Source organism: Microbacterium sp. APC 3901, from assembly GCF_030407765.1.
Lineage (GTDB): Bacteria > Actinomycetota > Actinomycetes > Actinomycetales > Microbacteriaceae > Microbacterium.
Map to the genome: position 1 here is coordinate 192421 of NZ_JASDCU010000001.1, position 22043 is coordinate 214463.

Annotated in this window: 21 protein-coding genes and 1 tRNA gene; 17 read left to right on the forward strand and 5 right to left on the reverse strand. The window is 67.9% G+C overall.

Going from position 1 to position 22043, the window contains the following annotated elements; genetic code table 11:
- Nucleotides 1-34 precede the first annotated feature (34 nt).
- Nucleotides 35-697, reverse strand: coding sequence for a LysE/ArgO family amino acid transporter (locus QMA07_RS00930; RefSeq protein WP_290159275.1), 663 nt, complete (start codon nt 695-697; stop codon nt 35-37).
- Nucleotides 698-767: 70 nt separating this feature from the next.
- Here QMA07_RS00930 and QMA07_RS00935 point away from each other — a divergent pair, with 70 nt between their 5' ends.
- The 5 genes from QMA07_RS00935 (at nt 768) to QMA07_RS00955 (ending at nt 4402) form a co-directional block, all read left to right on the forward strand.
- The gene (locus tag QMA07_RS00935) at nt 768-1643 is read left to right on the forward strand and encodes a LysR family transcriptional regulator ArgP (protein WP_290159277.1); all 876 of its coding nucleotides are present in this window, start codon (nt 768-770) and stop codon (nt 1641-1643) included.
- Nucleotides 1644-1850: 207 nt separating this feature from the next.
- Nucleotides 1851-2474: a SipW-dependent-type signal peptide-containing protein gene (locus QMA07_RS00940; RefSeq protein WP_290159278.1), complete on the forward strand. Its 624-nt coding sequence runs from the start codon at nt 1851-1853 to the stop codon at nt 2472-2474.
- 2 nt (nt 2475-2476) lie between these two features.
- Nucleotides 2477-3094, forward strand: coding sequence for a SipW-dependent-type signal peptide-containing protein (locus QMA07_RS00945; protein ID WP_290159280.1), 618 nt, complete (start codon nt 2477-2479; stop codon nt 3092-3094).
- A 37-nt stretch (nt 3095-3131) separates the two neighbouring features.
- Entirely contained in the window at nt 3132-3764 is a 633-nt protein-coding gene (locus tag QMA07_RS00950; protein WP_290159281.1) for a signal peptidase I, read from the forward strand.
- Nucleotides 3761-4402 carry a hypothetical protein gene (locus tag QMA07_RS00955; RefSeq protein ID WP_290159282.1) on the forward strand — a complete coding sequence of 214 codons (642 nt, stop codon included), beginning with the start codon at nt 3761-3763 and terminating at the stop codon, nt 4400-4402. The genes QMA07_RS00950 and QMA07_RS00955 overlap by 4 nt, the downstream gene beginning before the upstream one ends.
- Before the next feature lie 516 nt (nt 4403-4918).
- Here QMA07_RS00955 and QMA07_RS00960 read toward each other — a convergent pair.
- Together QMA07_RS00960 and QMA07_RS00965 are read right to left on the reverse strand one after the other, a co-directional pair.
- A complete protein-coding gene (locus tag QMA07_RS00960) occupies nt 4919-5611 on the reverse strand; it encodes a YqaJ viral recombinase family protein (RefSeq protein ID WP_042539571.1) in 693 nt (230 codons plus the stop codon).
- Nucleotides 5612-5699: 88 nt separating this feature from the next.
- Nucleotides 5700-7064 (reverse strand): glucose-6-phosphate dehydrogenase, encoded by a 1365-nt coding sequence (locus tag QMA07_RS00965; protein WP_290159283.1) that lies wholly within the window; start codon nt 7062-7064, stop codon nt 5700-5702.
- Nucleotides 7065-7113: 49 nt separating this feature from the next.
- Here QMA07_RS00965 and QMA07_RS00970 point away from each other — a divergent pair, with 49 nt between their 5' ends.
- The 3 genes from QMA07_RS00970 to rplL all read left to right on the forward strand — a co-directional run bounded on the left by QMA07_RS00970 (nt 7114) and on the right by rplL (nt 10059).
- The gene (locus QMA07_RS00970) at nt 7114-8907 is read left to right on the forward strand and encodes a glycoside hydrolase family 15 protein (RefSeq protein ID WP_290159284.1); all 1794 of its coding nucleotides are present in this window, start codon (nt 7114-7116) and stop codon (nt 8905-8907) included.
- Nucleotides 8908-9142: 235 nt separating this feature from the next.
- Nucleotides 9143-9631: a 50S ribosomal protein L10 gene (rplJ, locus tag QMA07_RS00975; RefSeq protein ID WP_053097428.1), complete on the forward strand. Its 489-nt coding sequence runs from the start codon at nt 9143-9145 to the stop codon at nt 9629-9631.
- Nucleotides 9632-9681: 50 nt separating this feature from the next.
- Nucleotides 9682-10059 (forward strand): 50S ribosomal protein L7/L12, encoded by a 378-nt coding sequence (gene rplL / locus QMA07_RS00980; RefSeq protein ID WP_042539579.1) that lies wholly within the window; start codon nt 9682-9684, stop codon nt 10057-10059.
- Between the two features lie 113 nt (nt 10060-10172).
- On the opposite strand, the gene QMA07_RS00985 is transcribed toward rplL, so the two are convergent.
- On the reverse strand, nt 10173-11177 hold the full coding sequence (locus tag QMA07_RS00985; protein ID WP_290159286.1) for a LacI family DNA-binding transcriptional regulator: 1005 nt from the start codon (nt 11175-11177) through the stop codon (nt 10173-10175).
- A gap of 277 nt (nt 11178-11454) precedes the next feature.
- Here QMA07_RS00985 and QMA07_RS00990 point away from each other — a divergent pair, with 277 nt between their 5' ends.
- From QMA07_RS00990 to QMA07_RS01025, 8 genes are all read left to right on the forward strand, one after another.
- Nucleotides 11455-12774: an ABC transporter substrate-binding protein gene (locus QMA07_RS00990; RefSeq protein ID WP_290159287.1), complete on the forward strand. Its 1320-nt coding sequence runs from the start codon at nt 11455-11457 to the stop codon at nt 12772-12774.
- 103 nt (nt 12775-12877) lie between these two features.
- The gene (locus tag QMA07_RS00995; RefSeq protein WP_290159289.1) at nt 12878-14017 is read left to right on the forward strand and encodes a sugar ABC transporter permease; all 1140 of its coding nucleotides are present in this window, start codon (nt 12878-12880) and stop codon (nt 14015-14017) included.
- A complete protein-coding gene (locus QMA07_RS01000; RefSeq protein ID WP_290159290.1) occupies nt 14014-14973 on the forward strand; it encodes a carbohydrate ABC transporter permease in 960 nt (319 codons plus the stop codon). Before QMA07_RS00995 ends, QMA07_RS01000 begins: the two co-directional genes overlap by 4 nt.
- A gap of 89 nt (nt 14974-15062) precedes the next feature.
- On the forward strand, nt 15063-16457 hold the full coding sequence (locus tag QMA07_RS01005) for a cystathionine beta-synthase (protein ID WP_290159292.1): 1395 nt from the start codon (nt 15063-15065) through the stop codon (nt 16455-16457).
- 54 nt (nt 16458-16511) lie between these two features.
- Nucleotides 16512-17663 carry a cystathionine gamma-synthase gene (locus QMA07_RS01010; protein WP_290159293.1) on the forward strand — a complete coding sequence of 384 codons (1152 nt, stop codon included), beginning with the start codon at nt 16512-16514 and terminating at the stop codon, nt 17661-17663.
- Nucleotides 17664-18036: 373 nt separating this feature from the next.
- Nucleotides 18037-19266 (forward strand): multidrug effflux MFS transporter, encoded by a 1230-nt coding sequence (locus tag QMA07_RS01015; RefSeq protein WP_290159472.1) that lies wholly within the window; start codon nt 18037-18039, stop codon nt 19264-19266.
- A gap of 30 nt (nt 19267-19296) precedes the next feature.
- The gene (locus tag QMA07_RS01020; protein ID WP_290159295.1) at nt 19297-19935 is read left to right on the forward strand and encodes a phosphatase PAP2 family protein; all 639 of its coding nucleotides are present in this window, start codon (nt 19297-19299) and stop codon (nt 19933-19935) included.
- Between the two features lie 30 nt (nt 19936-19965).
- Complete coding sequence (locus QMA07_RS01025; protein WP_290159296.1) at nt 19966-20565, forward strand: GNAT family N-acetyltransferase; 600 nt, start codon at nt 19966-19968, stop codon at nt 20563-20565.
- A 180-nt stretch (nt 20566-20745) separates the two neighbouring features.
- Here the strand turns inward: QMA07_RS01025 and QMA07_RS01030 are convergent.
- Nucleotides 20746-20833: transfer RNA gene (locus tag QMA07_RS01030), tRNA-Ser, on the reverse strand.
- A 221-nt stretch (nt 20834-21054) separates the two neighbouring features.
- Between QMA07_RS01030 and QMA07_RS01035 the strand changes: the two genes are divergently transcribed.
- On the forward strand, nt 21055-21930 hold the full coding sequence (locus QMA07_RS01035; RefSeq protein WP_290159297.1) for a hypothetical protein: 876 nt from the start codon (nt 21055-21057) through the stop codon (nt 21928-21930).
- Nucleotides 21931-22043 lie beyond the last annotated feature (113 nt).

Sequence of the window (22043 nt, forward strand, 5' to 3'; positions counted from 1 at the left end):
CCCGAGCAGCCCCGGTCGAATCCACCGAACCGCCTCACACGTGCAGCACCGGAAGCACCAGGCTGACGGCCAGCGTGATCATGACGAGGGCGATGAGCGCGTCGAGGATGCGCCAGGAACGTTCGGTGCGCAGCCAGCGGCCGAGGTAGCGGGCGCCGAACCCCAGCGCGGTGAACCACAGGATGCTGGCGGTGATCGCTCCGGCCGCGAACAGCCACCGGTCCTCGCCGTGGGTGGCCGCGATCGACCCGAGCATCAGCACCGTGTCGAGATAGACATGGGGGTTCAGCCAGGTCAGCGCCAGTGCTGTCGCGATCACCGGGGCGAGCGCCGTGCGAGTCGCCGTGGACGTGCCGCTCCCGCTCGAACGCGCGATCGGGCTCTCGCCGTCGGTCTGATCGACGCGCAGCTGCTCGCCACCTCGCCACGCACGGCGCGCGGCGAGGATCCCGTAGGCCAGCAGGAACAATGCGCCCGCCCAGCGAGCGACGACGACGAGCCAGGGAGCCGCGGAGATCACGAAACCGAGTCCAGCGACGCCTGCAGCGATCAGCAGAGCGTCCGACACGGCGCAGATGATGACCACGGGCAGTACATGCTCGCTGCGGATGCCCTGCCGAAGGACGAAGACGTTCTGGGCACCGATGGCGATGATCAGCGAGAGGCCGAGGCCGAGACCGGAGAGCACGGGGAGCATCCTTCCACGCTAGGTGTCCTGAAACATGAGCACCAGTTCGCAGAAGTTGTGAACCATTAGCATCACTAATGTGAAGATCGACCCCGAACTTGCCGCCACTCTCGCCGCCGTCGCTGATGAGGGAACCTTCGACGCGGCGTCCCGCGTGTTGAGGGTGACGCCGTCTGCCGTGAGTCAGCGGCTGAAGAGCCTCGAAGAGCAGCTGGGACGCGTGCTCGTGGTGCGAACCAAGCCGGCGCGCCTCACGGAAGCCGGTGAGTCGGTGGTGCGCCTGGCGCGCCAGATCGCGTTGCTCGAACACGACGCGCTGGCCGGGCTCGGTCTCGACGATGTCGACGCACCCCGCACCCGCATCCCTCTCGCCGTCAATGCGGACTCGATGGCGACGTGGTTCCTCGGCCCGCTCGCGAGGCTCTCCGCAGCACACGAGCTCGACTTCGACCTGCACCGGGACGACCAGAACTTCACGGCCCGTCTGCTCGAGTCGGGCACTGTCATGGCTGCGGTCACCAGCGAGGCGGAGCCCGTGGCCGGATGCTCCGTCTCGCCGCTCGGCGTGTTGGAGTACCACGCGATGGCTGCACCGGCGTTCGCCCGACGGTGGTTCGGCGACGGCATCACGGCCGAAGCCCTCGCGGTCGCGCCGTTCGTGGACTTCGACCGTCGGGACACGCTGCAGCACGAGTGGCTGGGTGCCATGGGTGTCGCGCAGCAGGGGGTTCCCAGACACTACGTTCCGGCGTCGCATGATTATGCCCTCGCCGTCCGGCTGGGACTCGGTTGGGGGATGGTGCCGCTTCTGCAGACCGATCACGAGCTGGTGCCGCTCGGGGGGCCCCCGTTGCGGGTGAGTCTCTACTGGCAGCAGTGGAATCTGCGGTCAGGGCTGCTCGACACGATCGCCGCCGACATCGCGTCCGAAGCGCGGCGAGTGCTGTCTCGCTGAACCGTCGACCAGCCGATCGGTCACCTCTCGGGCCAGACATTGTGTCGCTTAGGAGGCCCCAGGATAGCTGTTCGTGACGTTCCTCCCCTTTTAATCGCAGAGTACTTGGACAAAACTGTCGACAACGACATGAACACTCGGATGCGGGCCGCAGAAGGGCGACCATCCCCAGGCATCTGCGGTTCGTGATTCCTGAGGGGGAATGTCATGGCTGAGAAGAACACGCAACGCAAGGTTCTGGCAGTGCTGGCCGGTGGGCTGGTGCTCGGCGTAGGAATCGGGGTGACGCTCGCAGCCTGGAACGATTCGGAGTTCGCGACCGGCACCTTCACCGCAGGGGCGTTCAACCTGGAGGGCTCGACGACCAGCGCGAGCGACGGGTACGACGACCACAACGTCGATCTGGGAGACTTCGCGGCGTCGCTCGTCTTCGAGCTGCCCGCTGTCGCGTCGTCGATGTCACCGGGCGATGTCGTCCACGCGCCCTTCTGGGTGCGCCTCGACAGCACGACCACGAACGGCGCCACGCTGCTGCCGTCCGGAATCACGGCGGGAACCGGGGGCAACGAGGCCAACCTGTCGTACACCGTGACCGCGATCGAAGCCGCCGACACCTGCGATGAGGCGGCCACGGGAACAGTCGTGGCGACAGGCGCGACCCTGAGCGATCAGACCGGGGCGACGTCGCTCCCGCTGGCCGCGGGCACTCCGGCCGGAACGGCGGGGGTGCCGATGCAGCTGTGCTTCGCGGTGACCGCGGGTGCCGGTCTCACTCAGGGCGCCACCGCGACCGCGACCTGGGAGTTCACGGCCACCTCGACTGCGGACTGATCATGGCCGACACCCGCAGAGGCATGCGGGAGGGGAAGCGATTGCTCTCCCGTCGGATACGCGCCGTGCTCGCGGGCGGACTGGTGTTCGGCGTCGGCGCGACGATGACCCTTGCCGCCTGGAACGATTCCGAATACGGCAATGCGACCTTCACCGCCGGGAGGTTCGACATCGTGGGTGCGACCGACGGCGCCACGTTCTCGAGCCACCCCGCGGGCACTCCGGCGGCGCTGTCGTTCAGCGCACCGTTCTCGGCGATGGCCCCCGGGAACACGACCTACGCGCTGTTCAGCGTGCGCACCGCGAATCCGTCGGTGGCGGGAACTCTGCAACTCAGCGTGACCTCGACGGCGGGAACCGGGCTCGGGACGTACCTGCGATACGGGGTGCGGGCGATCGCGGGCACGTCCTGCAACAGCACGACGTATGCGGCCGGCACCGCGGTCGTTCCCGACAATTCGCAGATGTCGGTCGGAGGCACCGGGACCCAGGCTGCCGCGGCGAACGGCGGGGCAGCCGTGAACTACTGCTTCGCGGTGACGCTGCCGGCTGCGACCGACAACGCCGCCCAGGGCCTGACGGCGATCCAGACGTGGCAGGTCGCCGGAGTGTCGAGCTGATGCGCGCGCAGAGCCGCGGATGAACTCGGAGGAGATGATGAGCGCACCGACGAGGCGGAGTCTGCGTGAGCAGGCGGCCACGATCGGCGAGTCGCCGTCGGCGCCCCCGGGTTCGGCATCCGTGCCGCCCCGTTCGGCGCGGCGAGGCCTCGGCAGCGCCCTCGCCGATGCCCTCCTCTGGGTCGCGGCCCTCGCCGGACTCGCCTGCATGGTGCTGGTGATCGTCGCACTCACGGCGAACATCACTCTCATCATGTTCCGCACCGGATCCATGGCGCCGACGATTCCGGCGGGGTCCGTCGCGGTCGTGCAGAGCGTCGCAGCCTCACAGGTGCAGGTCGGTGATGTGGTCACCGTCGATCGAGAGGGCGATCTGCCGGTCACTCACCGCGTCACCTCGATCGCCCCCGGTGCGAGCGAGGACGAGCGGATCATCACGATGAGAGGAGACGCCAACGCGGCCGACGATCCGCACCCCTACACCGTGCAGACGGTGCGCGTCGTGCTGCTCTCGGTTCCGGGCATCGCGACCGTGGTCGTCGCGATGGGCAACCCCTCTGTGCTCGGCGGTCTCACGGTCGTCGCGACCGCTCTGGTCGCCTGGGCGTTCTGGCCGCGCTCGACGGCGAGCCCGCGGGCGCGGCGCGAACCGCGCGAGGCCGGCCGATGAACCGGCGGGCGGCGTGCGGGGTGGGCGTCTCGGCGATCCTCGCCGGAGCGCTGGTCGGGGCGGGGCCCGCGTCGGCGGCCCCGTCGACCCAGGTCGTGCAGGGGGAGGTCCTGCGGCTGGTCTCGGTCGCCGATTGGGACGCTGCGTCGAGGCTGTCGCCAGGACAGTCGGTGCAGTGGGACGTGACGGTGAGCGCCGAGGCGCCGGACCCGGGGACCGTGGTGGTCGGGATCAGCGCGAGAGGGGGTGCGGCGCTCGTGATCGACGTGCTCCGCTGCGCGCAGGAGTGGGGCGAGGGCGGCTGCTCCGAGGGAGAGGCCGCTCTCGAGTCCGGCTGGTCGATGCCGCGGGACGGCGTCGAAGTGCCGCTCGTCGAGATGGCGGACACAGAGGTCGCGCACCTCAGGCTCGTGATCGCTCTCGACGGAGAAGATGACGGCACGACGCAGGTGCGCGTCCACGCGCGGGGGGCCGGTGAGTCGGCGAGGATCGGGCCGGACGGAGGGCTGGCGACGACGGGCGCGGCACCGTTCGAGCCCTGGCTGATCGGCGGGGCGCTGGCCCTGATCGCGAGCGGGGCCGGGCTGAGCGCGGCCCGGCGTCGTGGCGCGGCCCGTCCGAGGGAGGGCGAGTCGTGACCGGCCGACGCGGCCGGCGGATCCTCGCCGGCGTCGCGGGGGCGGCGCTCCTCCTGGGAGTCGGCATGGCACCGACGGTTCGCATGACCGAGGCGGCGTTCGGTGACACCGACCACGCGAGGACGACCATCACCGCGCTGCGTCTCGCACCGCCCCAGGTCACCGGCTTCTCCTCGTGCATCCGCCCTCCGCTGATCGGTGGTTCGTTCATGAAGATCGTCTTCCAGTGGCCCAACGCCTCGGCGCCGTACTCCACCATGACATCGTCGAACGTGCAGTGGCGCGTCGGCACGACGGTGATCGTCCCCACAGTCACCGGGCCGGATGCGCAGGGCAGGTACACGGCGGACATCACGACGGGATTGCTCTCGGGGTGCTCGGGTCGTTGCTGGGCGCCGACGTCGTCCTCGAGATGCGGACGACCTATTCGGGGTGGACCTCGCCCGGAGTCACGACGGCGACGTACAACGCTCCACTGCTCGCGGGCGCGCCGACCTGCACTCCGGCGAACGGTGCCTAGTCTGCGAGCGCGAGCGCGCGGAAGGCGTCGCGCTCGCGAAGGTGCTCGCGGCGGCTGGCCGCGGCGGCGGCCGCGGCATCCGCGATCCGTGTCGGCACCTGCATGCCGGTGGTCCGTCGGTACAGCTCGTCGATGAGGTCGGTGGCCAGGCCGACGAGCTTCGCGATCTCGCGGTCGTCGCGGTCGATCCAGACGCAGCGGGGCTCATCGTGGATCGGAGCGAAGTCGACGTGCTCCTCCCAGACGAACAGGGTGCGCTCGGCCCCGAGCACGTGCTGCTGCCACCAGATCTGGCGGAGGTAGGTGCGGGGGATGCCGCGGAAAGCCTTGTTCGTGGTCTTGATCTCGGCGAGCTTGACGCGGCCGTCTGCGTCGACGGCGATGCCGTCGGGGGTCGCGAGGTGGCGATGCTCGACCTCGGCGCGGAACAGGGCGGACGAGGGCAGGATGCCGTGGGTCGCCGCCACCCAGGCGGCGATCTCGGGCTCGCGGCGCCGTCCGTGATCGGTGTACGCGTTGCCCCCGAAGCGGGGGCCACCGCCGAGCTTCGAGTCGGCCGCGCGCGCGATCGACCTCTCGCTCGTGAGTCCGGCGACGTCCGTGGCGGTGATCCCGCGCGAACGTGCCCTCATCCAGGCCACGCGGTCACGGGAGTCCGCGACGATGCGAGCTTGGAGTTCGGGGGTCACCTATCGAGGGTAACCCCGGTCGCCGACTCTCACTCCCGCACACGCCGCCCTGCGGCATCCATCGCACACTCTCCGCGTCGGCGACTGGTCAGTCGAGCGTCGGCCACCCCTGCGGGCCGGAGGAACCGGCGACGTAGTCGTCGAGCGGCACATCGCCCCGCCGCCACGCCTCGAGGACCGGGGCCACGATGCGCCAGGACTGTTCGGCGGCGTCGCCGCGCACCGCCAGCATCGGATCGCCGTCCAGGACTCCGGACAGCACCTCGGCGTAGGCCTTGAGCGCGCCTTCGCCGAGCTCGGCCGACAGGGTCGCCCGCTCCAGCTCGAACGGGTCTTCCGACGCGTTGAGGTTCAGCTCGAGCGACATCCGGTCCGGGCCGAGCGAGAACCGCAGGACGGCGCCGTCCGACGTGCCGGTGAGTCCCCGAGGCAGGTGGCGGACCGGGCGGAAGCGCACGACGATCTCTCTGGCGGGCGTGCCGAGGGCTTTGCCGGAGCGCAGTCGGAACGGGATCCCCGCCCACCGGGCGTTGCGCACCTCGAACGTCGCCTCGGCGAGAGTCTCGGTCTGGCGGTCCGGATCGACCCCGGGCTCGTCGACGTACGACGGCTTCGCTGTGCCGTCGACCTCTCCGGCGGTGTATCGGGCGCGGCGAGACGACGCCACAGGATCGTCGCCCCACACGGTGGTCGCGCGCAGCACCGCGCCGGTCGCGGCACGGAACTCGATCTCGTCGAGAGTGGCGGGCTCTTCCATCGCGAGCACGGCGAGCACTTGGAGCAAGTGGCTCTGGATCATGTCGACCAGCGCGCCCGCCTTGTCGTAGTAGCCCGCTCGTCCCTCCAGCGCCAGTGACTCGTCGTAGACGATGTCGACGGATTCGATGCTCTCGGCCGACCAGAGCGGTTCGAGGATGCGGTTCGCGAACCGCGCCCCGAGCAGATTCAGTGTGGTCGAGCGGCCCAGGAAGTGGTCGACGCGGAAGACCTGGCTCTCCGGCACGAGCGCGGTCAGCGCGCGGTTCAGCTCTCGAGCCCCCGCCTCGTCCGTGCCGAAGGGCTTCTCCATGACGAGCATCGCGCCCGAGGGCAGCATGTCGGGAGTGAGCGTCGCGATGCACGCTGCCGCGACCGAGGGAGGCACTGCGAAGTAGACGGCGACCTGACCGGTGAGCCCACCCAGCAGCGAGCGCAGGTCATCGGCGCGCGTGATGTCGGTGCGCAGATACGTGGCATCGACGCGAGCTGCCGCGGCCTCGGCGCCCATCGAGGCGAAGGCCGTCTCGACGACCGTCTGCAGCTCGGCATCCGTCCATTCCTCACGGTCGGTGCCGATGATCCGCACCGAGCGCGTGGGCTCCCTCGTCAGCAGCTGGCCCAGAGCGGGCAGGAGGAGGCGAGAGGTGAGGTCGCCACCCGCTCCGAGGATCACCAGCGTCGTCGCGTCGGTCATGTTCTCACCGTATCGCTCCGACCCCGGGCGAACATGTCAGACTCGATCGATGCCCGCACCGATCGAGGACTACGCCCTGCTCAGCGACTGCCGCACCGGCGCGCTCGTCTCGAAGGAGGGCAGCATCGACTGGCTCTGTCTCCCTCGCTTCGATGCTCCCTCGCTGTTCGGGGCGCTGCTGGGCGAGGCGAGCAACGGATGCTGGAGTCTGCGCCCGCTCGACGCGACGGCGACCTCGCAGCGGCACTACGTGTCGGACACGTTCATCCTCGTCACACGCTGGGAGACGGCCGACGGCGTCGCCGAAGTGCAGGAGTTCATGCCCCTGCATCCTTCGCGCAGCGATGTGGTGCGCCGGATCGTCGGCATCGAAGGTCAGGTCGAGTTCGTCACCGAGCTGCGGCTGCACTTCGACTACTCACGCAGGCTCCCCTGGGTGCGGCAGGTGGGCACGAGCGAGGAGCCGGCACTGCGCGCGACGGCCGGACCCGAGGCCGTGATCGTGCGGGGAGTGCGGCTCATCGCGGAGGATCATCGGCACCGGGCGACCTTCACCGTGTCGGCAGACGAGGTCCGCGACCTGACGCTCAGCTGGTTCCCCTCGCACGAGCATGCGCCGTCGCCGCTCGATGTCGACGCTGCGATCGCCGGGACGCGATCCTGGTGGCAGGGGTGGGCGAGCGGGATCAGGCACGACGGAGATCACCGCGATGTGGTCGTGCGCTCGTTGCTCGTGCTGCGGGCACTCACGAACAAGGACACGGGCGGAATCGTGGCTGCGGCGACGACATCGCTGCCGGAGGAGTTCGGCGGCTCGCGCAACTGGGACTACCGCTTCGTCTGGCTGCGGGATGCCGCGCTGACGCTCGAGGCCCTCATCGCGCACGGGTTCCTCACCGAGGCGCACCACTGGCGACGCTGGCTGCTGCGGGCCGTCGCCGGTGAGCCGAAGGAGGTGCAGATCATGTACGGGATCGCCGGAGAGCGCGATCTCATCGAACGCGAGCTCACGAGCCTGCCCGGCTACGGAGGCGCCGCACCGGTGCGGATCGGCAACGGCGCGGTCGACCAATACCAGGGCGACGTGATCGGCGAGGTGCTGGTCGCGCTCGAGTGCGCCCGGATCGCCGGCCTCGAGGAGGGCGACTTCTCGTGGCCGCTGCAGCGCGCGCTCATCGAACAGGTGATCGCCTCGATCGAGCGCCCCGACAACGGCATCTGGGAGATCCGGGGGGAGCCGCAGTGGTTCACCCACTCCCGGGTCATGATGTGGGCGGCGCTCGACCGCGGTGTCCGCGCCGTGCGGGAGCACGGCCTCCCGGGTGACGCCGATCGATGGGCGGCGGTCCGCGACGGGCTGCGCCGCGAGATCGACGGTCGTGGAATCGAGGCAGAACAGGGGTATTTCACTCAGCATTACGGCTCGACCGAGGTCGACGCCTCGTTGCTCGTGCTTCCGCAGGTCGGATACTGCGCGCCCGACGACCCTCGGATGATCCGCACCGTGGAGCAGATCGAGCGCGCGCTGCTCACGGACGGATTCGTCCGACGCTACCGGACGGAGTCGGGTGTCGACGGACTCGATGGGGGAGAGCATCCCTTCATCGCGTGCAGCTTCTGGCTGGTCGAGCAGTACGCGACGAGCGGGCGCATCGACGAGGCCCGCGACCTGATGACACGCGTGGTCGACATGGCGAACGACCTCGGCCTGCTGTCGGAGGAGTACGACGTCGCGAACGCGCGACAGGCGGGCAACACCCCGCAGGCTCTCTCGCACCTGAGCCTCATCCGCGCTGCAGACGCGCTCGCCGGCCACGGAGGGCGCGCAGCGCACCGGCGGTGAGTCTTGGCCGATTTGGGAACGCGGGATGCGGTGAGGTAGAGTCATAGCAACCGAAGACCGCTGGTCATCGTCATGCGTGCGAACGCGAGACGATCGAAGCTCTGCTCAGCAGGGGCCCGCGCAGGACACGAACTTCCAAAGCTCCGTGCGCTTGCGCCGGAGCTTTTCTGTTGCATGCGGTCAAGGGTCGGTGCCTCACCGCCGTGAGGCGCCTCGTACACACCAAGGAGTGACCATGGCGCAGAAGGACGCATCGGTCGCCGAGCTCACGAAGTCATTCGAGAACTCGACTGCCGTTCTGCTGACCGAGTACCGCGGTCTGACGGTTGCCCAGCTCAAGGAGCTGCGCAACAGCATCCGTCAGGACGCTGAGTACGCCGTGGTGAAGAACACGCTGACCAAGATCGCCGCCAACAAGGCTGGCATCACCGCGCTGGACGACGACCTCAAGGGTCCGTCGGCCGTCGCGTTCGTGCACGGTGACTTCGTCGCCACTGCCAAGGCTCTTCGTGACTTCGCCAAGGCCAACCCGCTTCTCGTGATCAAGTCGGGCATCTTCGAGGGCAACGCCCTCTCTGCCGACGAGGTCAACAAGTACGCCGCGCTGGAGAGCCGTGAGGTTCTGCTGGCGAAGGCTGCGGGCATGATGAAGGCCACGATGGGCAAGGCTGCCGCCACCATCGATGCTCTTCGCGAAAAGCTGGAGACCGCTGAGGCCGCGTAAGCGACCTGACGTTCTCGTTCAACAAACCCCATCTATCTAGGAGATACATCATGGCTAAGCTCACCACTGAGGAGCTGCTCGAGCAGTTCGCCGGCCTGACCCTCGTCGAGCTCAACGACTTCGTCAAGGCGTTCGAGGAGAAGTTCGAGGTCACCGCTGCTGCCCCCGTCGCCGTTGCCGGCGCAGGCGGCGGCGCTGCTGAAGAGGTTGAGGAGAAGGACTCCTTCGACGTCATCCTCGAGGCTGCGGGCGACAAGAAGATCCAGGTCATCAAGACCGTCCGCGAGCTCACCTCGCTCGGTCTCGGCGAGGCCAAGGCCGTCGTCGACGGCGCTCCCAAGGCCGTGCTCGAGGGCGCGAACAAGGAAGCCGCCGAGAAGGCCAAGGCTGCTCTCGAAGAGGCAGGCGCCACGGTTACCCTCAAGTAATCCGTTCCGGGTCGCGGCGTGACGCCTCGACCCGGAAGCGTCTGAACGCTTCACGAAAGCCCCGGGTTCGCCCGGGGCTTTCGTGCGTCCGGAGCCGGGCGATGACGTCGGGGTCAGCGACGACCCGCGGTGGAACTGCGAACGACCAGGGCGGATGCCGTCACGGTGTGCTCTCGTGGTGAGCCAGGACGGTCTATCTGCTGCCGCAGCAGGCGGACGGCCTCGTGCCCCTGCTCTCGCGGCGACTGCTTGATGGTGGTGAGCGCGAACATCTCCGCGTGCTGGTGGTCGTCGACGCCGACGATGCTGAGTTCTGTCGGCACGGCGATCCCCAGACGACGGGCCGCGATCATCGCTCCGATCGCCGCCTCATCGCACACGCCGACGATCGCGGTGGGCCGCCCTCTGCGGTCGCCGAGAAGCTCGACGGCAGCGGCGTAGCCGCCGGGCATCGTCGGACGCGCATAGGCGATCCTTGCGATGGCCTCCAGGCCGGCCGCGGCGAGTGCCTCGAGATATCCGTCGACGCGTTGGGCGTCGCCGAAACTGAGGTCGTCAGGATCCGCGGATCCGCCGATGAAGGCGATGTCGGTGTGGCCGAGTTCGATGAGGTGCTCGGTGGCGATGCGGGCGGCGGCGACGTCGTCGATCGACACGGCACTCGACCCTTCGCTGTAGGGGCCGACGCTGACCAGGGGTCGCTCCGAGCGATGCAGACGCTCGAGCTCGTGCGCGCTCGGCTGGATGCCGACGGCGATGATCCCGTCGAACCGGCGGCCCGGCAGCACCGTGTCGAAGAGGCGCTCTCGGGTCTCGCTGCCCTCGCGGATGCCGTACAGGGCGAGTTCGTAGTCGAGGGCGAACAGAGATTCCTGGATGCCGGCCAGCAGCTCGGCGAAGAACCAGCGATCGACCGGAGGCATGATCACCCCGACGGTCTGCGTGCGTCCCGTCGCGAGGCTCGTCGCAGAGGAGTGTGCCACGTAGGCCAGCTCCTCGGCGGCATCCGTCACCCGCTGGCGGGTGCCTTCCGCGACGTATCCGCGTCCGCTGAGCGCGCGGCTCGCGGTCGCCTTCGATACGCCTGCACGCGCCGCGACGTCCGCGATCGTGCTCATGGGTCCTCCTCGACCATGATCCGGCGCGTTGCTGCCCCCGCGCCGATGTCAGCGTAGCCGCTCGGCGGCGGGAAAGGAACCGGTTCCATACGACCCGCGAGAGAGCGCTCCCATCCGACGGTCTCGTACAGCTCGAATGGTTGCGAGCTTGTGATCCTGGCTTATTGTGCCGGGCTCACAGACCCCGGTAGGTTGTCCTGGAATCGGTTCCCGATTCTGTGCCGAGGGGCGGCGCAGGATGACGTGGGAGCCGTGAAACTCGAAGAGGAGAATTCACATGGGTCTGTCACAGCGTTCCCGGCGTTACGCGCCAATCGCACTGCTGGGAGTCGCGGGCATCGCGCTCGCCGGCTGTGGTGCCCCTGGCGGCACCGACGGCGGTACGGAGGGCGGCGGCGGCGGAGACAACTCCGTCACCATCTACGGCACGATCGTCGAGGGCGAAGCGGAGCTGCTCGCAGAGTCCTGGGCGGACTTCGAAGAAGAGAACGACATCGAGATCAAGTACGAGGGCAGCCAGGACTTCGAGACGCAGCTCGGCACCCGCGCGCAGGGCGGCAACCCGCCCGACATCGCGATCTTCCCGCAGCCCGGACTCTTCGCGGATTACGCGGCCCGCGACTTCCTGAAGCCCGCACCCGAAGCGGTCGAGGCGAACGCGAAGGAGTACTGGACGCAGGGGTGGGTCGACTTCGGCACCTACGAGGACGAGTTCTACGGCGCACCGCTCATGGCGAGCGTCAAGGGCTGGGTCTGGTATTCGCCCAAGAAGTTCGCCGAGTGGGGCGTCGAGGAGCCGACCAGCTGGGAAGAGCTGCTCACGCTCACTCAGACCATCCAGGAGACGAGCGGCAAGGCCCCGTGGTGCGCCGGCTTCGAGTCGGGCGTCGCGACCGGATGGCCGGGCACCGACTGGATCGAAGACCTCGTGCTCCGCAACGCCGGTGCCGACGTCTACGACCAGTGGGTCAAGAACGAGATCCCGTTCACCGACCCGCAGATCAAGGAGGCGTTCGACGCCACGGGTGAGCTGCTGCTCAACCCGGCCTACGTCAACGGCGGCTTCGGCGACGTGCGCTCGATCAACTCGACCGCGTTCGGTGATGTCGCGCCGGCAGTCGCCAGCGGCGAGTGCGCGCTGACCCACCAGGCATCGTTCCTCTCGGGCTTCTTCCCGGAGGGCACGGACATCTCCGAGGAGGGCGACGTCTGGGCCTTCCTGCTTCCGAGCCAGAGCGAGGACGAGACGTTCATCACCGGTGGTGGCGAGATCGTCGGCGCGTTCAGCGACGACGAGGCCACGCAGAAGGTGCTGGAGTACCTCTCGAGCCCCGAATGGGCCGACAGCCGTCTCGCACTCGGCGGCGTGACGTCCGCCAACAAGGGCGTCGACATCGAGGCCGTCGAGAACCCGATCCTGCAGGAGTCGATCAAGCTCCTCCAGGACGACTCGGTCACCTTCCGCTTCGACGGCTCCGACCAGATGCCCGGGGCCGTGGGCTCCGGCACCTTCTGGAAGGGCATGGTCGCCTGGATCAACGGAACCTCGACCGATGAGGTGCTCGAGCAGATCGAGACCGGCTGGCCTTCCAGCTGATCTGACCAGGTGGGCCACCCGAGGGGGTGGCCCACCTTCTCGCACCCGGTCCGCGCATCGTCGCGCGGACCGCTGATCAGCTCCGTCTCATGAAGGGGAATCCATGAACGCGACTGTGTTCTTCCAATGGATCGGGTCTCTGCCCCCGATCGCCCAGGCTCTCGCCGTGGTCATCGCATTCGCGGTGGTCGTCGTCGTCATCCTGCTTCTCGTCGACATCGCGCCGCGAAAGGGCGCGCTCTACACCGGCATCCGCCTCGCGATGTGCCTCCTCATCCCGCTCGCGGTTATGTGGTTCTTCAACTCGTACTACTGGGCGATGGGAGTCGCAGTCGCCGTGGGAGCGCTGTTCTTCTTCCTCGACTACCGCTCGCGTGACGGAGCCGGATACCTGATCCAGCTCGTCGCCTTCATGGCTCCGGCGATGCTGCTGCTTCTGGCAGGCCTGATCCTGCCGTCGATCCAGACGGTGTACGCGTCGTTCTGGAACTCGACCGGCAGCGACTTCGTCGGCTTCTCGAACTACCTCTGGATCTTCACGCAATCGGACGGTGTGACCTCGGTCGTCAACACCATCGTCTGGGTGCTGCTGGTTCCGACGCTCTCGACCATGGTCGGTCTGGCCTACGCGGTCTTCATCGACAAGACCCGCGGCGAGAAGATCTACAAGCTGCTGGTCTTCATGCCGATGGCGATCTCGTTCGTCGGCGCGAGCATCATCTGGCGCTTCGTCTACGCCTACCGTGGCCCCGAGTTCGAGCAGATCGGTCTGCTCAACCAGATCCTGGTCTGGTTCGGCGGGGAGCCGCAGCAGTTCCTGCTGAACGGTCCGTGGAACAACCTGGCGCTCATCGTCGTGTTGATCTGGGTGCAGACCGGTTTCGCGATGGTCGTGCTCTCGGCATCGATCAAGGGAGTTCCCACCGAGCTTCTCGAGGCGGCCGAACTCGACGGCGCGAACGCCTGGGAGCGTTTCCGTTCGGTGACGATCCCGTCGATCCGCCCCGCGCTGATCGTCGTTCTGACCACGATCTCGATCGCCTCGCTGAAGGTGTTCGACATCGTGCGCACGATGACCGGTGGCAATTACGGGACGTCGGTGCTCGCGAACGAGATGTACACGCAGTTCTCCAAGTTCGAGGCGGGTCGCAGTGCTGCGCTCTCCGTCATCCTGTTCATCCTGGTGCTCCCGATCGTCATCTACAACGCGCGCCAGATCAAGAAGCAGCGGGAGATCCGATGACCGACACCGTGAACTCAGACACCGGCCAGAGCACGAGGGCAATCACGACAGGCGGACGCTTCGAAGCGTCGGCGGGCCGTGCACGCAAGCGTCTCAGCCGTCCATGGGCGACGGTCGCCTCGATCGTCATCGCCGTGGTGTGGACCATTCCGACGCTCGGACTGTTCATCTCGTCGTTCCGCCAGAGGGATGCGATCGAGACCACCGGGTGGTGGACGTTCTTCACCGACCCGCAGTTCACCTTCGACAACTACGTGGCAGTGCTGCAGTCCGGCACCACGCAGCTGACCATCCTGGAGTCGTTCTTCAACTCGATCGTGATCACGATCCCTGCCACGCTCATCCCTCTGATGATCGCGGCGATGGCGGCGTACGCGTTCTCGTGGATCGACTTCAAGGGCCGCAACGCGCTCTTCATCTTCGTGTTCGCACTGCAGATCGTGCCGATCCAGATGGCACTCGTTCCACTCCTGTCGTCGTTCTCGCGAGGAATCAACCTGTTCGGCGTGCAGGTGACTCAGGGTCTCGGCGCATCCGGCGGCTATGCGCAGGTGTGGATCGCCCACACGATGTTCGCTCTGCCGCTGGCGATCTACCTGCTGCACAACTTCATGTCGGAGATCCCCGGCGAGATCATCGAGGCCGCACGCGTCGACGGTGCATCCCGTGGTCAGATCTTCTTCCGGATCGTGCTGCCGCTGACCATGCCGGCGATCGCGTCGGTGGCGATCTTCCAGTTCCTGTGGGTCTGGAACGACCTGCTCGTCGCCCTCGTGTTCGCCGACGGCGCCGCCTCGCCGATCACGAAGGTGCTCGCCGAGATCACCGGACGCGGGGAGGGCTGGTACCTCCTCACCGCAGGGGCGTTCGTCTCGATCATCGTTCCGTTGATCGTGTTCTTCTCGCTCCAGCGGTACTTCGTGCGAGGGCTCCTGGCGGGTTCCACGAAGGGTTGATCGGCTCTCACTGAGATGCGGACCATACGATGCCGCGATCGGGCGCAACACAGCCCCGGTCGCGGCATCGTCGCACGTACTCTGTGAACATGAAGTACGCAGACTCCATCGTCGATCTCGTCGGCGACACGCCCCTCGTGAAGCTCCAGCACGTCACCGAGGGCGTCGCGTGCACCGTGCTGGTGAAACTGGAATACCTCAATCCCGGCGGCTCGGCGAAGGACCGCATCGCGTCGCGGATCATCGAGGCGGCCGAGGCATCGGGCGACCTGCAGCCGGGTGGCACCATCGTCGAGCCCACGAGCGGCAACACCGGCGTCGGCCTCGTTCTGGTCGCCCAGCAGCGCGGGTACAAGTGCGTCTTCGTGCTGCCGGACAAGGTCGGCGAAGACAAGATCGACGTGCTCCGAGCCTACGGCGCCGAGGTCGTCGTCACGCCGACCTCGGTGGCCGCTGACAGCCCGGAGTCGTATTACAGCGTGAGCGATCGGCTCGCCCGTGAGATCCCCGGAGCGTTCAAGCCCAATCAGTACGAGAACCCGAACGGCCCGCGGAGCCACTACGAGACCACCGGTCCCGAGATCTGGCGGGATACGGACGGACTGATCACGCACTTCGTCGCCGGTGTCGGCACGGGCGGCACGATCACGGGCACCGGGCGCTATCTGCGCGAGGTGTCGGAGGATCGCGTGCGCATCGTGGGGATCGACCCCGAAGGAAGCGTCTACAGCGGCGGCACGGGTCGCCCGTATCTGGTCGAGGGCGTCGGCGAGGACATCTGGCCGGGCGCCTACGACCCGACGGTCCCACACGAGATCGTCGCGGTCGACGACGCCGAGTCGTTCGCGATGACCCGGCGGCTCGCGCGAGAGGAGGGAATCCTCGTCGGCGGCTCCAGCGGCATGGCCGTGGTCGGCGCGCTGCGGGTCGCGCGTGATCTGCCGGCGGATGCCGTGATGGTGGTGCTGCTCCCCGACGGAGGACGCGGCTACCTCGGCAAGATCTTCAACGACGGCTGGATGCGCTCCTACGGGTTCAGCGAGGTCGAGGAGGGCGAGACCGTGTCCGACGTGCTGGCCGCCCGCACGGTTCGACAGGCTCAGGGCCCCAGAGGAGCGACGAGCATCCCCGACCTGGTGCATGCGCACCCGACCGACACGGTGCTCGAGGCCATCGGCATGATGACCGAGTACGACGTCTCACAGTTGGTGGTGCTGAGTGCTGAGCCTCCCGTGATGATGGGCGAGGTCGTCGGCACGGTCGACGAGAAGGGGCTGCTCGACCTGCTGTTCCGCGGAGACGCCAAGCCTGCGGACGCCGTGGGGGAGCACGTCGGCGAGCGGCTGCCGCTGATCGGCATCCATGCTCCTCTCGCTCAGGCGCGGGCCGCTCTCGCCGACGCCGACGCGCTGCTCGTCACGCTCGACGGCAAGCCGCACACGGTGCTGACCAGGCAGGATCTGCTGTCGTACCTCTCGCGCTGACGCCCGGCGTAACAGGGGCGGCTGTCGCCCCCGGGGCGGACGTAGGCTGAGGGCATGTCCGAGCATGCTTTCGCCACCCGAGCCATCCACGCAGGTCAGGCGCCCGACCCGACCACGGGGTCGATCATCCCGCCGATCTATCAGGCGTCCACCCATGTGCAGGACGGCATCGGCGGGTTCCGTGACGGCTACGAGTACAACCGTGCCGGCAATCCGACACGCTCATCGCTCGAGACGCAGCTCGCGGCGCTCGAGGGTGGCGCGAACGCCCTGTCGTTCTCCTCGGGTCTCGCCGCGGAAGACGCGCTGCTGCGCGGCATCCTGAAGCCCGGCGACCATGTCGTGCTCGGCAACGACGTCTACGGCGGCACCTACCGTCTGTTCGCCCGCGTGCTCTCTCCGTGGGGGATCGAGTTCTCGACGGTCGAACTGTCCGACCTCGACGCGGTGCGCGCGGCGATCCGCCCCGAGACGAAGATCGTCTGGGTCGAGACTCCCAGCAACCCGCTGCTGAAGATCGTCGACATCGCGCTCATCGCCGAGATCGCGCACACGGCCGGTGCCATCGCTGTCGTCGACAACACCTTCGCCTCTCCGGCGCTGCAGCAGCCGCTCTCGCTGGGCGCAGACCTCGTCGTGCACTCCACCACGAAGTACCTGGGCGGACACTCCGACGTCCTCGGCGGCGCGGTGGTCTTCGGCGACGACCGCTACTTCGAGCAGATCAAGTTCCAGCAGTTCGCCGTGGGGGCCGTCTCGGCGCCGCTCGACGCCTGGCTCACGACCCGCGGCATCAAGACGCTCGCGGTGCGGGTGCGCCAGCACTCCGAGAACGCGCAGGCCATCGCCGAATGGGCCGCGGCTCGCCCTGAGTTCGCGACCGTCTACTACCCGGGGCTCGCCTCGCACCCCGGGCACGACATCGCCGCACGGCAGATGAGCGGCTTCGGCGGGATGCTGTCGCTCGGCCTCTCGGCGGGTGCGGATGCGGCGAAGGCGTTCGCCGAATCGACCGAGATCTTCCAGCTCGCCGAGTCGCTCGGAGGCGTCGAGTCGTTGATCGGCTACCCGCCGGACATGACGCACGCCTCGGTGCGCGGCACCGCGCTCGCCGTGCCCGAGAACGTCGTGCGTCTGTCGGTGGGCATCGAGGGCGTCGACGACCTGATCGCCGACCTCGAGCAGGGACTCGCGCGCCTGCGCTGACACCACGTCGGCTGACGTCTGGTGGTCCACTGCTGGGTGGTCAGAAACGCATCCCCGGAAGGCCGGACGGATGCGTTTCTGACCATTCAGCGTCGATGCGACATACAGGTGCGTGCGAGCGGGCTGTAGCATGGAGACTTCGCCCGGATCGAATCGATTCGACTTTCGTCGCCGATCCGACCGTTCTCGCGACTCGATCTCTCACTCTTCCTGCACGCCCTCGAACTTCGGAAGGACCGTCGTGCCCGACGCTCCACGCACTGACTCCATCTCGACCTCCGCCCCCGAGCGAACGGCCACCGGCAGCATCCGCATCCCGTCGGCGACCGGAGCGATCCGCACCCTGGGGTCGAACCCGGCCACAGCGCCGATCATGCTGCACCCCGGCGACTCGATCTCGAACGGTCGCCGCGCGCTGTACATCGTGCTGCTCGGGGCTCTCACTGCGCTCGGACCGTTCACCATCGACCTCTATCTACCCGCGTTCCCGGTGCTGGAGCAGGATTTCGAGACCACCGCAGCCGCGATCCAGCTGACCCTGACCGGCACGATGATCGGCTTCGCACTCGGTCAGCTCGTGGTGGGGCCGCTCAGCGACAAGGTGGGCCGGCGGGTTCCGCTGATCATCGTCACGGCCCTGCATGTGCTGGCCAGCGTCGCCGCCGCCTACGCACCGACCCTTCCGCTGCTCAGTGGCGCTCGCGTGCTCATGGGCGTCGGCGCCGCTGCCGGTGGCGTCGTCGCGATGGCCATCGTGCGCGACCTCTTCGGCGGACGCCGTCTGGTCGTGATGCTGTCGAGGCTCGCGCTGGTCTCGGGCGTGGCCCCGGTGATCGCCCCGCTGATCGGCTCATGGCTGCTCACGCTGATGCCGTGGCGCGGCATCTTCGTCGTGCTCGCCCTCTACGGCGTGCTGATGCTGATCTCGACCGTGGTGTTCATACCCGAGACGCTGCCGATCGCGCGGCGCCAGGAGAAGGGCGGCGCCACTGTCATGCAGCGGTATCGCTCGGTGTTCTCCGACCGTGTCTTCATCGGTGTGCTGATCATCGGCGGCATGACCTTCTCGGGCCTGTTCTCGTACCTGTCGGCGTCGCCGTTCCTGTTCCAGCAGACCCACGGACTCGACGCGCAGCAGTACGGCCTGCTGTTCGCCGTCAACTCCCTCGGGGTGGTCGCGGGTGTCCAGACGGCCTCCCGCCTCGCCGCTCGGTTCGGCCCGCAGTGGGTCATGGCGTACTCGACCGCGGTGCTGCTGTTGGCCGGGGTCGCGATCATCGTGACCGACCAGCTCGGCCTCGGGCTCTGGGGCACGGTGATCCCTCTGTTCTTCTTCATGACCGCCTGCGGATTCACGTTCCCGAACGTGCAGGTGCTCGCCCTCGACCGCCACGGCAAGGCTGCGGGCACCGCGGCATCGGTCATCGGCGCCACGAACTTCGGCGTCGCGGGACTCGTCTCCCCGGTCGTCGGATGGATCTCGCACGGCACCGGAATCACCGCCACGAGCATGGCCTCGGTCATGGTCGGCTGCGCCGCGATCGGCATCCTCTCGCTGTGGTTGATCGTGCGTCCGCGGAGCGTCGGCATGCTGGCTCCCTGATTCTCAGCGTCCGACCGGCAGAATAGAGCGATGAGAAGACGAACGCTGCTGTGGACGGGAACAGGGATGCTCGTCGCGGCGACGCTCCTCGGAGCAGCGATCGTGTTCGGGTACACCGAGCCACCGGGATTCGACACCTGGTGGAATGAGACGGTCAGCGCGTCGCGCTCCGACTGGATGCTGTCGTTCGCTCTGCTGCTCGATCACATCGGCGGAGGCTGGATCGCGATCCTGCTCGTGCCCGTGCTCGTGATCGTCGCTCTCCTGATCGCGCGACGATGGCAGGCAGCCGTGTTCGCCGCCGTCGCGTTCCTCGTGAGCGCCGGGGCGGTGCAGCTGCTCAAGCACCTCTTCGGCCGTGCGCGCCCGGAGGACATGATCGTGGCGAGCGACTTCGGTTCATTCCCCTCGGGGCATGCAGCCAACGCTGCGACGATCGCGATGGTGCTGTGGCTCGTCTTCCCGCGGGTGTGGACCGCGATCCTCGGCATCGCGTGGGTGGTCGCGATGGCGATCTCGCGCACCCTGCTGTCGGTGCACTGGGCCACCGACACGCTCGGCGGCGCCCTGGTCGGAGCCGGTGTCGTGCTGGTGCTCGGGGCGTGGCTGCTGCCGTGGGTGCAGTCGGCGACGCGGCGAGACGACCCGGCGGTCACGCCGATAGGCTGACAGCTCACCCCCACCCGTCGAGGAGCAGCAGTGTCGCGCATCCGTCCTTATCGTCCGTCCGACCGCGATGCCCTCTACGAGGTGTGCGTGAGGACTGCGGATGCCGGTGCAGACGCGACCGGCCTGTTCTCCGACGACTCGCTCTGGGGCGACCTCTTCGCGGTGCCCTATGCCGAACGGCATCCCGACCTCGCCTGGGTCGTCGAGACCGATGACGAGCGCGTGATCGGCTACATCGTGGCGACCGACGACACGGACGCCTTCGCCACCTGGTTCCGCGACGAATGGTGGCCGACGCTGCAGGACCGGTATCCGCAGGCGGCGGAGCCGACGACCCGCGAGGAGCGGATGATCGAGCACGGTTACGCACAGGCACCCGGCCGCAACGCAAACTCGGCGGACTACCCGGCCCATCTGCACATCGACCTGCTGCCCGAGACGCAGGGACAGGGGCTCGGGCGGCAGCTGATCGAGACGCTGTTCGCCGAGCTCACCCGCCGGGGAGTGCGCGGTCTGCACCTGGGCATGGACCCGAACAACATCGGAGCCGCCGCCTTCTACGAACGGCTCGGTATGACCCCCCTGCCCGCAGAACCGGGCGGGCAGAGCTACGGCGTGACGTTCGCCTGACCGGCGGAATCCTCGGAGCTCGATAAAAGGATCAAGGCCCCCGCTGGCGCGGAGACCCTTGATCTTTTTGGCGGTGACGGCGGGACTCCGATCCTCGCTGGCGCTCGGTTCTCCCCGAATCCCACGGTGCTCGATAAAAAGATCAAGGGCCCCCGCTGGCGCGGAGACCCTTGATCTTTTTGGCGGTGACGGCGGGATTCGAACCCGCGGTTGCTTGCACAACACACGCTTTCCAAGCGTGCTCCTTCGGCCGCTCGGACACGTCACCAGGGAACAACCTGAACAGTCTATCCGATCGCGCGGACGACCCCGACCAGGCGTCTCGGATGCCGGTGATAGCCCGCTGAGCGGGATTCCGTTGATCCGATATGTGATGCGTCGCCATCTTGCGCTCGCGGCACCGTGCTTCTTAGCCTCATGAGACGCCGCAATGCCGTCATACGAACGCACTCCTGCGTCGTTCGGGCGCTGCACCTCGAAAGGATCTTGATGACGACTGTCGACGCCGTAGCCACCACGAGCACCGCTCTGCGCATCGCCCTGCGTACCGCTCACTCCCGTTCGCTCGCGGACCTCGGTCTCAACGGGGTGGGGCGTGCCCGATTCGGGTGGCGCGACCGGTCCATCGGCTCGGTCGTAGAGCGCGCCGGTGGTCGGTACTGGCTGCGCGTCGTCTGGTCCGCGAGAGATCGGGCGCGCGGTGCCTGGTGGACCGGCAACCAGGACGCCTCGCGTATCGATGGGGTCGCGAAGCCGCGCCTGCTCGATGTGCGGGCGTGGGAGGACGGACCCCTCGTGTACCGCGCCGAACTCATGACGCTGCTGCCCGGGCGAGTGTGCGCGACGGACGCGGTGCTCGCAGGGGTGCCCGGTCTCGACGAGCCGTGGTGGGGGGAGTTGGAGCGCAACCTCGAAGCCCTGTCGGTCGTGACGACGGATCGGATGGTGCTCGATCCCGAGATCATGCGCCGGCGGATCAGCGTCTTCTTCGGCCTCGAGATGGACATCGACTCAGACGGCTGGCGGCCGAGTCACGGCGACCTGCACTGGAACAACATCCACCGCGATCCGTTCGCGATCGCCGACTGGGAGGCGTGGGGTCTTGCCCCTCGAGGGTACGACGCCGCGTTCCTGCTCGGCCACTCGCTCGCCGTGCCTCATGTCGCCGACCCGATCGCGCGACGCTTCCGGCGAGATCTGGAGTCGGAAGGCGGCATCGTGTCGCAGCTCTACGTGATGACGAAACTGCTGACCCGCGCTGACGCGGGGGAGCACGAGCATCTCGTCCCCGCGCTTCACCGCCATGTCGGGCGCCTTCTCGGCACCAGGGTCCCCGTAGCGCGTCGGCCCTCAGCCGCGACCTGACGTCGCTCAGCGGGCAGGGACTGGGTTCTCGCGTCGTCTCGTCGTCACGAGCAGAGAATATTGCAGCACATTCGGTGGATATATAACCTCATGTGAGGACGCACCGGTGCCAC

Coding starts and splice junctions, on each gene's coding strand:
- QMA07_RS00930 (WP_290159275.1), bottom strand. CDS start 697: ATGCTCCCCGTGCTCTCCGGTCTCGGCCTCGGCCTCTCGCTGATCATC.
- QMA07_RS00940 (WP_290159278.1), top strand. CDS start 1,851: ATGGCTGAGAAGAACACGCAACGCAAGGTTCTGGCAGTGCTGGCCGGT.
- QMA07_RS00945 (WP_290159280.1), top strand. CDS start 2,477: ATGGCCGACACCCGCAGAGGCATGCGGGAGGGGAAGCGATTGCTCTCC.
- QMA07_RS00950 (WP_290159281.1), top strand. CDS start 3,132: ATGAGCGCACCGACGAGGCGGAGTCTGCGTGAGCAGGCGGCCACGATC.
- QMA07_RS00955 (WP_290159282.1), top strand. CDS start 3,761: ATGAACCGGCGGGCGGCGTGCGGGGTGGGCGTCTCGGCGATCCTCGCC.
- QMA07_RS00965 (WP_290159283.1), bottom strand. CDS start 7,064: ATGACCGACGCGACGACGCTGGTGATCCTCGGAGCGGGTGGCGACCTC.
- QMA07_RS00970 (WP_290159284.1), top strand. CDS start 7,114: ATGCCCGCACCGATCGAGGACTACGCCCTGCTCAGCGACTGCCGCACC.
- rplJ (WP_053097428.1), top strand. CDS start 9,143: ATGGCGCAGAAGGACGCATCGGTCGCCGAGCTCACGAAGTCATTCGAG.
- rplL (WP_042539579.1), top strand. CDS start 9,682: ATGGCTAAGCTCACCACTGAGGAGCTGCTCGAGCAGTTCGCCGGCCTG.
- QMA07_RS00985 (WP_290159286.1), bottom strand. CDS start 11,177: ATGAGCACGATCGCGGACGTCGCGGCGCGTGCAGGCGTATCGAAGGCG.
- QMA07_RS00990 (WP_290159287.1), top strand. CDS start 11,455: ATGGGTCTGTCACAGCGTTCCCGGCGTTACGCGCCAATCGCACTGCTG.
- QMA07_RS00995 (WP_290159289.1), top strand. CDS start 12,878: ATGAACGCGACTGTGTTCTTCCAATGGATCGGGTCTCTGCCCCCGATC.
- QMA07_RS01000 (WP_290159290.1), top strand. CDS start 14,014: ATGACCGACACCGTGAACTCAGACACCGGCCAGAGCACGAGGGCAATC.
- QMA07_RS01005 (WP_290159292.1), top strand. CDS start 15,063: ATGAAGTACGCAGACTCCATCGTCGATCTCGTCGGCGACACGCCCCTC.
- QMA07_RS01010 (WP_290159293.1), top strand. CDS start 16,512: ATGTCCGAGCATGCTTTCGCCACCCGAGCCATCCACGCAGGTCAGGCG.
- QMA07_RS01015 (WP_290159472.1), top strand. CDS start 18,037: ATGCTGCACCCCGGCGACTCGATCTCGAACGGTCGCCGCGCGCTGTAC.
- QMA07_RS01020 (WP_290159295.1), top strand. CDS start 19,297: ATGAGAAGACGAACGCTGCTGTGGACGGGAACAGGGATGCTCGTCGCG.
- QMA07_RS01035 (WP_290159297.1), top strand. CDS start 21,055: ATGACGACTGTCGACGCCGTAGCCACCACGAGCACCGCTCTGCGCATC.